This window comes from Yersinia rochesterensis (genome assembly GCF_003600645.1).
Taxonomy (GTDB): domain Bacteria; phylum Pseudomonadota; class Gammaproteobacteria; order Enterobacterales; family Enterobacteriaceae; genus Yersinia; species Yersinia rochesterensis.
Genome location: NZ_CP032482.1, coordinates 1,359,760 through 1,371,611 on the forward strand (window position 1 = coordinate 1,359,760; position 11,852 = coordinate 1,371,611).

Sequence of the window (11,852 nt, forward strand, 5' to 3'; positions counted from 1 at the left end):
ATAGAAGAATGATCATGAATTAGCCGGGGTCTTATCGGCAATTCTTCTGTGGTTGATAATGGAAACAGGCTGAAAATTAAAAACGGATCTCCAATGGAAATCCGTTTTTGATTATTTATTATTTAAGGTGTAATAAAATATTTCATCCAAATTAACCTGAGCATTTATTCAGGCCAATTTGCTTATTTTACTTCCAACCCTTTTGCTTGTAAGTCTGCATGGTAAGAGGAACGCACAAATGGGCCACAAGCTGCATGAGTGAAGCCCATTGCCATTGCTTCTGCTTTCATCTCATCAAACTCTGCCGGGCTGACATAGCGCTGTACCGGTAAATGGTGGCGGCTCGGCTGTAAATATTGCCCTAGTGTCAGCATAGTGACGCCGTGGCGGCGTAAATCATGCATAACTTCCACGATTTCGGCATTAGTCTCACCTAAACCCACCATTAACCCAGACTTGGTAGGAATCTCTGGATGAGCTTCTTTAAAGCGCTCCAATAATTTAAGCGACCACTCATAGTTAGCCCCTGGGCGAACCTGACGATATACACGGGGAACGTTTTCCAGATTATGGTTAAACACATCCGGTGGCGTGACAGTCAGAATATCTAATGCGCGATCCATACGGCCACGGAAATCAGGCACCAGCGTTTCTATTTTAATTGTTGGATTCTTGGCTCGAATCGCTGAGATGCAATCTGCAAAGTGCTGAGCCCCCCCATCACGCAAATCATCCCGGTCAACAGAGGTGATAACGACATAGCGCAAACCCATATCTTTAATAGTTTGAGCCAGTTTTTCTGGTTCATTGGCATCCGGTGTTACCGGGCGGCCATGGGCAACGTCGCAGAATGGGCAACGGCGAGTACAAATTGCCCCGAGGATCATAAATGTCGCGGTACCGTGGTTAAAGCACTCCGACAGGTTAGGGCAGGAGGCCTCTTCGCAAACCGAGTGCAGACCATTTTTACGCATTGCAGCCTTGATACCCTGAATGCGGCTGGAGTCAGCAGGAAGCTTGATTTTCATCCACTCGGGTTTGCGTAGCAGCTCTTGGCGTTCGGTAACCACGGTTTTAATCGGGATTAACGCCATTTTATCTGCGTCGCGGTATTTGACGCCGCGTTCCATCTGAATCGGTTTACTCATAATCGTACAGGTTCCAGTTCTGAATCTCTCAATTTGAGATTTTTTATTAAATTCAACAGGATGTGGCGTTCGTTAAAAAATTTTTGAAAATTGTTTAAAAATTATATCATCTTTAGCCCGTCCCATTCAGCCCCCAATTTTGTAGGCGTTTGTAAATGGGATGCTATAGGGCGTTTGAATACCACATATTGACAGTTATTGAGCTATTGGGTACCAACAGGTAAATAGTCCGCCAATGCCCAGGATTGCTGTTCTGCCGGTGAATAGCCTAATTCACGGGTAAACTCGCGCACTAATATGGGTTGGATATCGGCAATAGTGGTACCCGTTTTTAGCGCACTGACCTGGGTCATTTGCATGCCGGCGTAACCACATGGATTGATGCGCTGGAATGGCTCCAAATCCATGGCAACATTGAGTGCCAGACCGTGAAATGAACAGCCTCGACGAATACGCAGGCCCAATGAGCAAATTTTTTGTTGGCCAACATACACACCGGGAGCATCCGGGCGAGCCCGTGAATTAATGTCAAAATGAGCCAGAGTCTCAATGACAGTATTCTCAATCGCGGTGACTAATTGCCGCACGCCCAATTTGGCGCGCTTGAGGTCAATCATGATATACATGACTTGCTGACCGGGGCCATGGTAGGTGACCTGACCCCCTCGGTCACTCTGGATAACCGGAATATCTCCGGGCACCAGAACATGTTCAGCTTTTCCTGCCTGACCCTGAGTAAAAACGTGTTGATGCTCAACCAGCCAGATTTCATCTGCGCTGCTATCGGTGCGAAACTCAGTGAAATTATGCATGGCTTGAGATACGGGGGCATAGGGTTGTAACCCTAGCTGGCGTAAAATGATCTTGTGTTGTTGCAAGCGAGGCATCATCTGGTTACAGAAATGGTGGCGTCAGTATACCAGCCCAGCAGTGAGGAGCCACTGTTTTGGCGATTGAAAGAGATAGTTTGGTGATTGAAAGAATAATTTAGAGATAAAAATAAGGCCCGAAAGCTGAGTCAGCAGTTCGGACCATAGGTGAAAAGGCAGTATTGGAATAGCGCTACAGCACCATTCTGACCAGTTCCAGGTTACCTAATTCTTCATACAGCGTTTCCACCTGATCAATATGGGTCGCTGTGATAGTGATGGAAACGGAGTGATAGTTGCCTTTGCTGCTCGGTTTTACTTCGGGGGTATAATCGCCCGGAGCATGGCGCTGTACCACTTCAACCACCTGGTTAACCAGTTGAGGTTCAGCAATGCCCATGACTTTGTAGGTAAAGGGGCAAGGGAACTCAAGCAGTTCATTCAGTTTAGTTTTCATGTGCGCTCCTGGGGTTGACGGACAGTTTGTTGTCGGAAAAATTATTGCCGGATAGGTATTAAGATAACAATAAAAATTTCCGACTATAAAATTATAACTCCCGCCGAGGCGGGAGTTTGACATTATTTATAATATGGGACTTATTTGTGGTTTTTCAAGCTAGGGCTTAGCCAAACCAGCGGTGGAACATGAGCTTGATGTAATCCACCATGCGGCTGAAGAAACCGCCTTCTTTAACTTCGTTCATCACCACCAGTGGGCGTTGATCGATGGTTTTACCATCTAACTGGAAGTTAATCATCCCGACAACTTGATTCTTCGCCAGTGGTGCATGAATTTCAGGGGTATTAAGTACATAGCTGGCTTTCAGATCTTTCATCCGGCCACGTGGGATTGTCAGGTAAACGTCTTTATCAACCCCTAATTGTACACGGTCGCTATCACCAAACCAGACCGGTTCAGAAGCAAATTCTTTACCGACTTTCAGTGGCGCTACGGTTTCAAAGAAACGGAAGCCCCAGGTCAGCAGTTTTTTGCTTTCAGTTTCACGGCCCTTAAAGGTATGGCCGCCTAACACCACCGAAATCAAACGCATCTGCCCATCGGTAGCCGAGGCTACCAGATTATAACCCGCCGCTTCGGTATGGCCGGTTTTGATGCCATCAACATTCAAGCTGGTATCCCACAACAAACCATTGCGGTTGGTCTGGCGGATATTATTGAAGGTAAATTCTTTTTCTTTATAAATGGCGTATTCATCCGGGACATCGCGGATCAGCGCCTGCCCGATCAATGCCATATCGCGTGCTGAGCTGTACTGCCCTTCAGCATCTAAACCGTGGACGGTTTTGAACTGGGTGTTTTGCAGGCCCAGCGCTTTAACATAGTTGTTCATCAGGTTTACGAATGAGTCTTGGCTACCGGCAACGTAATCGGCCATCGCGACACAGGCATCGTTACCTGATTGCAAGTTGATACCACGGGTCAGTTTAGATACCGGCACACGGTCGCCTGGTTTCAGGAACATCAACGAGGAGCCCTTGAACTCTGGGTTGCCAGTCGCCCAAGCATCTTTACCCACGGTAACCATATCTTCTGGCCCGATTTTACCTGCTTTGATTGCCTGCCCAATAACATAGCTGGTCATCATTTTTGTCAGGCTAGCCGGGTTGCGGCGCGTATCCGCATTCATTTCTGCTAATACTTTGCCGGAGTTGTAATCAATCAGAACGTAGGCTTCCGCGTCGATCTGTGGCACACCGGGGATCATGGTTTTTAAATTGACGTCATCAGCGTTTGCAGCAGAAGCTGCGCTCATAACAATGACAGTGCCGAGCATCAAGCTCTTGATAATGCGAGAAGTAGTTACATATTTCATGGTCAGGACAACAACATCCGTGGGAGTAAGTTAAAAAAGTGCTACATCATACCATAGCCTTCTTACTTGACGTTGCTGCCTTGCTGCAACGCCAATTAATTGGGTTATAAACGTATGTAGCGTTTATAGTTTTAACCGTAACATCCTGTTTGGACTGAGAGTTACGGTTATTTTTAGTAGACGGGCCTTAAATTGCTACAAGGTATGTATGATTTAAGGTGCCGCAACCACAAATGACTGCTGCTGAGCTTCGCTCGACAGGCGTTGTTGCAGTTCAACGGCCTGCTGGCGGCTGCTGAATGGCCCAAGTTGAACGCGGTGTACGCTGCCATTGGCGGCCACTTTCCCCGGCACACCAAAACGTTGACTCAAACTTTGCTGCCAAGTTTGCGCCCGCTGCGCATCACTCAACGCACCGACTTGAACCACATAACCACCCGATGATGGTGTCGCGGCCTCTGATGAGGTCACCGGGCCGGGGTTGGCGACCACCGGCGGCTGTACAGGTTGTGAACTCACTGTCGTGGGTTCTGAACTTTCCAGCACGCCCGCCGGGACTGGCGTTGATGCACGCAGGAAGCCGCTGCTTTGTGGGGCCACTGGCTGGTTAGTATCTGCACCGGACAAATGACTATTATCAATAGGGCGGACAGGCGCACTGACTGCGGGAGCATCCTGCTGTATTGGTGTCCCCATTCCGCTGGAACCTAAATCTGGGCGGTTTGGCAATGCATAACTTTGTTTCGCGATAGTGGTGCCAACCATGCCGGGGCCAGATAATGAGCCATCCGGTGCCACATTGATAAAATCAATCTTCACTTTGGTATTATTTGAAATATTTAGGCGATCGGCTGCTGCTTTGGATAAATCGATCACCCGACCTGGCGTGTAAGGGCCGCGGTCGTTGACGCGAACCACAATCTGGCGACCATTGCTGATGTTGGTGACTCGCACATAGCTTGGGATAGGCAGAGTGGGATGGGCCGCTGTCAATGCGTTGGGATCAAAAGTTTCGCCAGTAGCCGTGGTGTTGCCATTAGCTTCTTCGCCATACCACGCCGCGAGGCCAACCTGACTGAAGTTTTGCGGGTCTTTGACAATGCTATAGGACTGGCCATTAACCTTATAATCCTGATTAAAACTAGGATTAAATGGCTCATAGCGTGGTTCTGCACCGCCGATTTCTTCCACCGGGCCGTTGTATGTCTGCTGCACTTGTTGCTGGGGTGCCGGAGGCTGACTGGTACATGCTGATAACAGCACGCCTGCGATGCCTATCCAAAGCCATTCCTTACGCATTGCTCACCTCTATAAATTCTTAGATAACATTTTTCGATGAGTATGTATCGACATCACGATACCAAACCCGGCCATCAGCACTATCAGCGCCGAGCCTCCATAGCTGACCAAAGGCAAAGGTACGCCAACCACAGGTAAAATTCCACTTACCATGCCGATGTTAACAAACACGTAGACAAAGAGTATCAGCATTAACCCCCCGACCATCACCCGGCCGAAGGTGGTTTGCGCGTGGGCCGCAATCACCAGGCCGCGCATAATAAGGCACAGATAAAGGGCTAATAACACCAGCACACCAATTAAGCCCAATTCTTCGGCTAACACGGCAAAGATAAAGTCTGTATGGCGCTCGGGTAAGAATTCCAACTGTGACTGAGTTCCGTGTAGCCAGCCTTTCCCTGATAACCCACCGGAACCAATAGCAATTTTAGACTGAATAATATGATAGCCAGCCCCAAGTGGGTCACTTTCCGGGTCGAGCAGCATCATCACGCGATCGCGCTGGTAGCCATGCATCAGGAAGAACCACAGGATAGGAATAAATGCGGCAACCAAAACCGCGGCAATCGCGATCAAGCGCCAGCTCATACCGGAAAGGAACAAAACGAATAACCCGGAGGCGGCGACCAGGATAGAGGTGCCAAGGTCGGGTTGCGCGGCGACTAATAAAGTCGGCATAAAGATTAAAATCAGTGCGATGCCGGTATTTTTCAATGAGGGCGGGCAGACGTCACGGTTCATAAAGCGGGCGACCATCAATGGAACCGCAATTTTCGCAATTTCAGAGGGTTGGAAGCGGATGAAACCCAAATCCAGCCAGCGCTGCGCCCCTTTACTGATTTGTCCAAATGCATCGACCAGCACCAGTAAAATGACACAAACGAAATAGAGATAGGGCGCCCAACTTTCGTAGACGCGGGGCGGTATCTGCGCCATCACCAGCATCACAACCAAGCCCATCGCAATTTGACCTACCTTGCGTTCCATCATGCCGATGTCTTGACCACTAGCGCTCCACATCACGAAGGCGCTATAAGCCAGCAGCGCCAATACGCAAATTAGAAACGGCAGGTCAATGTGCATTTTGTACCACAAAGAGCCTTTTTGTTGATTATCAGTCATGAGTTACCTTAATCCGCTTCAACTAATTTGCCTTCGCTAGTCTGCTTCAACTCCCGGAGGCAGAGGAGTTGCGTCCGGCAATTCAGTGTTGTTATCGCCCAACAATATATGGTCGAGAATTTGGCGAGTAATTGTCCCCACCGCAGGCCCGGCACCACCATTTTCTAAGATCATGGCGACAGAGACCGTCGGGTTTTCGTAGGGGGCATAGGCGACCATTAATTTATGGTCACGCAAATGCTCAGCCACTTTATGAGCATTGTAGGTTTCGTAACTGTAAACCTGCGCCGTACCGGATTTTACCGCAGCCTTATACGGCGTACCTTCAAAGAATTTACGGCCGGTTCCGTTAGGGCGATTGGCTACACCATACATGCCATCTTTGGCGATTTCCCAGTAACCGGAATGGATATCACCAATTTGGGTGGTATCTTCTTGTTTATAAGGCACTAAAACGCCATCAATACGGGTGCTTTGCAATAAATGCGGTGTTTTAACCGCACCATCATTAATCAGGGTCGTCAATGCTTTTGCCATCTGGATCGGGGTGGCAGTCCAATATCCCTGACCGATGCCCACGGGGATAGTATCCCCTTGATACCATGGCTTTTTATGGCGTTTTTGTTTCCATTCGCGAGTCGGCATCAGGCCAGCTCGTTCTTCGGATAAGTCGATACCGGTATATTCACCATAACCGAATTTGGTCATCCAGGAGGATAAGCGGTCAATCCCCATGTCATAAGCAACCTGATAGAAGAAGGTGTCGGCCGACTCTTCCAGCGCTTTGGTGACATTCAACCGGCCATGGCCCCATTTCTTCCAGTCGCGAAAACGTTTTTCTGAACCAGGGAGTTGCCACCAGCCGGGGTCAAACAGACTGGTGTTTTTGGTGATAACACCGGCACTGAGAGCCGAAACAGCAATATAGGGTTTTACCGTCGAAGCGGGCGGGTAAACACCTTGAGTGGCACGGTTTATCAGTGGGCGATTCGGGTCGTTCAATAGCCCCTGATAATCTTTATTGGAGATGCCATCGACAAACAGATTAGGGTCATAGCTGGGGTTGGATACCAAGGCTAAAATCCCACCGGTTCGCGGGTCGGTAACAACAACAGCTGCGCGGCTGCCACTCAACAATTGCTCAATATAGGTTTGCAGATGCAAATCAATCGTCAGATAAATATCTTTACCGGCCTGTGGTGGCTGCTCATGCAGTTGACGAATGACCCGGCCACGGTTATTCACTTCAACTTCTTCATAACCGGTTTTTCCGTGCAGCACAGACTCATAATAGCGTTCAATACCTAGCTTACCGATATCGTGCGTTGCTGCATAGTTAGCGAGAATTCCGTCTTTATCCAGACGTTCGACGTCTTTATCATTAATCTTGGAAACATAGCCAATGACATGTGTCAGTGCTGAACCATAAGGGTAGAAGCGGCGCTGATAGCCTTTGACTTCAATGCCGGGGAAGCGGAATTGATTAACGGCGAAGCGAGCGACTTGTACTTCGGAGAGTGGAGTTTTGACCGCAATTGAAGTAAATCGGCGTGAGCGCTTACGCTCTTTTTCAAAATTGGCGATATCCTCATCCGTCAGATCCACTACGGGGCGCAGTGCATTGAGGGTGGCGGGGAGGTCTTCAATTTTTTCCGGCATCAGCTCTAACTGATAAATTGTCCGGTTCATCGCCAGCGGGGTGCCGTTACGGTCAAATATCATGCCACGGCTTGGGGCGATGGGAACCAGCTTAATGCGGTTTTCATTGGAACGAGTGCGATAGTCTTCAAAACGGACTATCTGCAAATTGTATAGGTTTGCGACCAATATTCCGCTAAGCAGCAGGATACCGAGAAAGGCCACCAGGGCACGACGGACAAACAAGGCTGATTCAGCCGAATAGTCGCGAAAAGGATTAAGTTCTTTTTTCATCCTGCTACTGGCTTCACTCTATTCAGGGTTATCATTTCACTCAGATTCATCGCCCACCTATTCCCGGTGATAAGGGTGATTGGTCGTAATACTCCAGGCGCGATAGAGGCTCTCGGCAACTAAAACACGGACTAAAGGATGAGGTAGCGTCAGCGGAGAGAGCGACCAGCTCTGCTCGGCGGCGGCTTTACAGGCTGGGGCTAACCCCTCCGGCCCGCCAATCAGCAAACTGACATCTCGGCCATCTTGCTTCCAGCGCTCTAATTGTTGAGCCAATTGTGGGGTTTCCCAGGGGGTCCCTGGGATATCCAGCGTGACAATACGGTTGTTTTTCCCAACCGCCGCCAGCATTAGCTCGCCTTCTTTTTCCAAAATGCGTTTGATATCCGCATTTTTACCCCGTTTACCTGCGGGTATCTCTACCAGCTCGAAGGGCATATCTTTGGGAAAGCGGCGCAGGTAATCGATAAAACCTGTCTGCACCCAGTCTGGCATTTTTGTACCGACGGCTACCAGTTGCAGTTTCACCGCTTAGCTCCAGAGTTTTTCCAGTTCGTAAATACGGCGACTTTCTTCTTGCATCACATGCACAATGACTTCGCCTAAGTCGACGACGACCCAGTCAGAGACACCCTGACCTTCGATACCAAAAGGTATCATGCCAGCCGCGCGCGATTCCTGAACCAGGTTATCTGCCAGTGCCATAACATGGCGAGTGGACGTCCCGGTACAAATAATCATGAAATCAGTGATGCTGGACTTACCCTGAACATCCAGAGTGATAATGTCTTGGCCTTTTAAATCATCGAGCTTGTCGATAACAAATTCTTGGAGCGCTTTACCTTGCAAAGGTTCCCCCTCGGGTGATTTCTGTCTATACCCTTCGTACTTGAAGTAGCAGGGGTGTTAGCTACACTTTCTCACCCGAGTCACTTACTCATGTAAGCTCTTCGGGATTCGTGCGCTGGCTGCCTACCTGCAACGTCAAATTCTTTGGGTATATAACGTTCTTAAGTATTGTTTGCAGGAGATCCCGCGAACAGTTACCGGTATGAACAGTTAGAATGTAACGTTTTTTCAGCGAATACCTGAAATTTAGCGGCGGAGTATAACATGGGTAAATGCATCGCGATATAAACCCTCAGCCACGAACCGCCTTCATACTTGAAGCCGCAGGAGTGTTCGCTACGTTCACTCACCTGAATCACTTACCTGAGTAAGCTCATCGGGGCTAATGAGCCTCATCCTTGAGGCTCACCCTACGGGCTAGCATAAATGCTGTTCAAATCGGTTCAGACCGATTTGTCATTCTCTTGCTGCCTACCTGCAACTTCAATTTTTTTGGCGATACAAACCTTGTAACTCAATATATCGCTGTACTGCACGAGGCAGTAAGTCATCGCAACTTTCGCCATTATGACGCCGATGGCGAATATCGGTAGCAGAAATGTTCAATAAAGGTGTGTCTGCCAGATAGATTGCCCCATGGGGCCGCAGGCTTAACGCCTCTGGTTCAAAGACACGATGGGCATCAAGCCATTGCTGTAATTCAGGTGTTTCCAGTGTTTGCGAGTAGCCAGGGCGAGCGCAAACCAACAAGTGACACACATCTAGCAATGATTGCCAGCGATGCCATTTATGCAGCGACAGTAATGAGTCTTGCCCAATAATAAACGCTAAAGGCTGTGTAGCACCACGTTCTTTACGCAGTGCTTCCAGTGTATCAATGGTGAATGATGGGCTGTCGCGTAATAACTCGCGTGAATCAACGCTGAACAAAGGATTGTCGGCCACTGCCAGTTCGACCATTTTTAGCCGCTGTTGTGCATTGGCTTCAGGTTGCGGACGATGCGGAGGGACATGATTAGGCAACAAAATAATGTGTTGTAAACCGACTTGTTGAGCCAATGCTTCAACTGGCTTTAAATGACCATAATGAATGGGGTCAAAAGTCCCACCGAACAGGGCAAACAGCGTGCGAGTCGGGGATTTATTCGGCATCAAAAAAACTCTCAGGTAAATTTTTTCCACACATCAGCATAGATAGTGTTTCTAACTCCGGCCAGACTGACTGACCATAGTCCTGTTTCAGACGGACTTCTATCTGTGCTAATAAATGCACAGCTTGTTGCAGTTGTTGCATGGAAAGGCGCTGTAGTGCTTGAGTCATCATCGGACGGCGATTTTGCCACACTTTGAATTGGTCAAATAAAGTTCTCAGTGGCACTTGTCCCATTCGGCGCTTTAGCGTTAACAACTGTAATAATTCGCGCTGAAGTGTGCGCAGTAAGATAACTGGCTCACTGTCTTCCTGCTGCAATTGTTGCAGAATATGCCAGGCGCGTTTGCTTTTCCCTGCCAGTAAGGCATCAAGCCAGTGATACGGGGTGAAATGTGCGGCGTCGTTGACGGCTTGCTCTACTTTGGGCAGTGTTAGTTTGCCGTCAGGGTAAAGCAAGGAGAGCCGTTCCAATGCTTGTGATAACGCCAGCAAGTTACCTTCATAGCAGTAGCAAAGCAGTTGAACGGCGGCATCATCTACCTCTAGATTCAGACTCTTAGCGCGAATACTTACCCAGCGTGGAAGCTGCGCTTGTTCTGGTGTTTGGCAACTGACAAAAACACCATTCTGGCTGAGGGCCTTAAACCAAGCGCTGTTTTCTTGCGCCTTAGTCAGCTTGTTTGCCCGCAATATCAGCAAGATATCAGGGTGCAGCAAGCCAGATAATTTAACTAACTGTTCATTCATTGGCGCGGTCAATCCGCTGTCCGGGAAACTCAATAGAAGAGTTTGGCGGCTGGCAAATAAACTCAGTGCCTGACAAAGACTAAAAATATTGTCCCATTCAGTGTGAGCATCCAGCGCGAAACTGAAATGCTCGGTGAAATCATGGGATATTGCTACACGGCGAATATGGTCTTGGCTTTCCTGTAACAATAAGGGTTCGTTACCACATAACAGATAACAAGCACGCAGCCCCTCATGGAGCTGCGCGACAAGTTGTTCAGGATAGACTCGGATCATTGGGCCGGGGTACTGACAGCAGGTTTGCCAATATTGATTTCTTCGACAACAGCCGTTTTAGCGGCACCAGGAGCAGTATTACCTTTCGTTAGTGCATCGCCATTTTCCCGCGCACTTTGCACTTCAGCAGCATGCACAACCAAAAGCTTACGCACTAACTGTTGAGCCGCCTGATCACGCATTTCCTGACGTAAAACATCGGCTTCCGCCGCTTTCGCCAGTGCTGTTAGCGGGTTATCGAAGAAAGTACGGAAGACATTGACCTGTATTGGGTAAATATCATGACCTGGAATCAGAACTTGCGCCTGTACATGCAAGACTAACTGATACTCCGCCGTCACACCGTTACGGAAGACTGACACTGTATTCTGACTCTGGGATGAGCCAATAATCCGTAGTATCGGTAGGTCCTTACGCATCGGGTCATCAACAATAGTGACGTTACTTAAACGCAATTGTTGGCGTATCGCACGAGTTAACGGGCCATAAGGATCGCTACTTTCCAGCAACAGTTTTTGTAGCTCAGGTGGCACCTGAGTGGTGCCTCGCAAATTAAAGCCACAGCCAGCGGTGACTAGCACCGCCAACCCCAGCAACAGCGTCAGAATACGATGTCGCACAA

At 48.8% G+C, this 11,852-nt stretch carries 12 protein-coding genes; all 12 read right to left on the bottom strand.

Translation table 11 applies throughout. The annotated features are described in order from the left end of the window. Positions 1–182: 182 nt before the first annotated feature. The 12 genes from lipA to lptE all read right to left on the bottom strand — a co-directional run bounded on the left by lipA (position 183) and on the right by lptE (position 11,850). Positions 183–1,148 carry a lipoyl synthase gene (lipA, locus tag DXZ79_RS06380; protein WP_032819853.1) on the bottom strand — a complete coding sequence of 322 codons (966 nt, stop codon included), beginning with the start codon at positions 1,146–1,148 and terminating at the stop codon, positions 183–185. Between the two features lie 203 nt (positions 1,149–1,351). Then, the gene (lipB, locus tag DXZ79_RS06385; RefSeq protein WP_050291453.1) at positions 1,352–2,038 is read right to left on the bottom strand and encodes a lipoyl(octanoyl) transferase LipB; all 687 of its coding nucleotides are present in this window, start codon (positions 2,036–2,038) and stop codon (positions 1,352–1,354) included. Between the two features lie 172 nt (positions 2,039–2,210). Then, entirely contained in the window at positions 2,211–2,474 is a 264-nt protein-coding gene (gene ybeD, locus DXZ79_RS06390) for a DUF493 family protein YbeD (RefSeq protein ID WP_005158389.1), read from the bottom strand. Positions 2,475–2,640: 166 nt separating this feature from the next. Further along, on the bottom strand, positions 2,641–3,852 hold the full coding sequence (dacA, locus tag DXZ79_RS06395; protein WP_038634797.1) for a D-alanyl-D-alanine carboxypeptidase DacA: 1,212 nt from the start codon (positions 3,850–3,852) through the stop codon (positions 2,641–2,643). A 213-nt stretch (positions 3,853–4,065) separates the two neighbouring features. Beyond that, positions 4,066–5,151 carry an endolytic peptidoglycan transglycosylase RlpA gene (gene rlpA / locus DXZ79_RS06400; protein WP_038634795.1) on the bottom strand — a complete coding sequence of 362 codons (1,086 nt, stop codon included), beginning with the start codon at positions 5,149–5,151 and terminating at the stop codon, positions 4,066–4,068. 9 nt (positions 5,152–5,160) lie between these two features. Continuing rightward, on the bottom strand, positions 5,161–6,273 hold the full coding sequence (gene mrdB, locus DXZ79_RS06405; RefSeq protein WP_038634793.1) for a peptidoglycan glycosyltransferase MrdB: 1,113 nt from the start codon (positions 6,271–6,273) through the stop codon (positions 5,161–5,163). 36 nt (positions 6,274–6,309) lie between these two features. Then, the gene (mrdA, locus tag DXZ79_RS06410; RefSeq protein ID WP_050291452.1) at positions 6,310–8,205 is read right to left on the bottom strand and encodes a peptidoglycan DD-transpeptidase MrdA; all 1,896 of its coding nucleotides are present in this window, start codon (positions 8,203–8,205) and stop codon (positions 6,310–6,312) included. A gap of 57 nt (positions 8,206–8,262) precedes the next feature. Further along, a complete protein-coding gene (rlmH, locus tag DXZ79_RS06415) occupies positions 8,263–8,733 on the bottom strand; it encodes a 23S rRNA (pseudouridine(1915)-N(3))-methyltransferase RlmH (RefSeq protein ID WP_004390602.1) in 471 nt (156 codons plus the stop codon). A gap of 3 nt (positions 8,734–8,736) precedes the next feature. After that, the gene (rsfS, locus tag DXZ79_RS06420) at positions 8,737–9,054 is read right to left on the bottom strand and encodes a ribosome silencing factor (protein ID WP_004390601.1); all 318 of its coding nucleotides are present in this window, start codon (positions 9,052–9,054) and stop codon (positions 8,737–8,739) included. A 483-nt stretch (positions 9,055–9,537) separates the two neighbouring features. After that, positions 9,538–10,206 (bottom strand): nicotinate-nucleotide adenylyltransferase, encoded by a 669-nt coding sequence (gene nadD, locus DXZ79_RS06425; protein WP_038634788.1) that lies wholly within the window; start codon positions 10,204–10,206, stop codon positions 9,538–9,540. Beyond that, positions 10,196–11,230, bottom strand: coding sequence for a DNA polymerase III subunit delta (gene holA / locus DXZ79_RS06430; protein WP_038634785.1), 1,035 nt, complete (start codon positions 11,228–11,230; stop codon positions 10,196–10,198). Before holA ends, nadD begins: the two co-directional genes overlap by 11 nt. Next, a complete protein-coding gene (gene lptE, locus DXZ79_RS06435; protein WP_120011162.1) occupies positions 11,227–11,850 on the bottom strand; it encodes an LPS assembly lipoprotein LptE in 624 nt (207 codons plus the stop codon). The genes holA and lptE overlap by 4 nt, the downstream gene beginning before the upstream one ends. Positions 11,851–11,852: the final 2 nt, after the last annotated feature.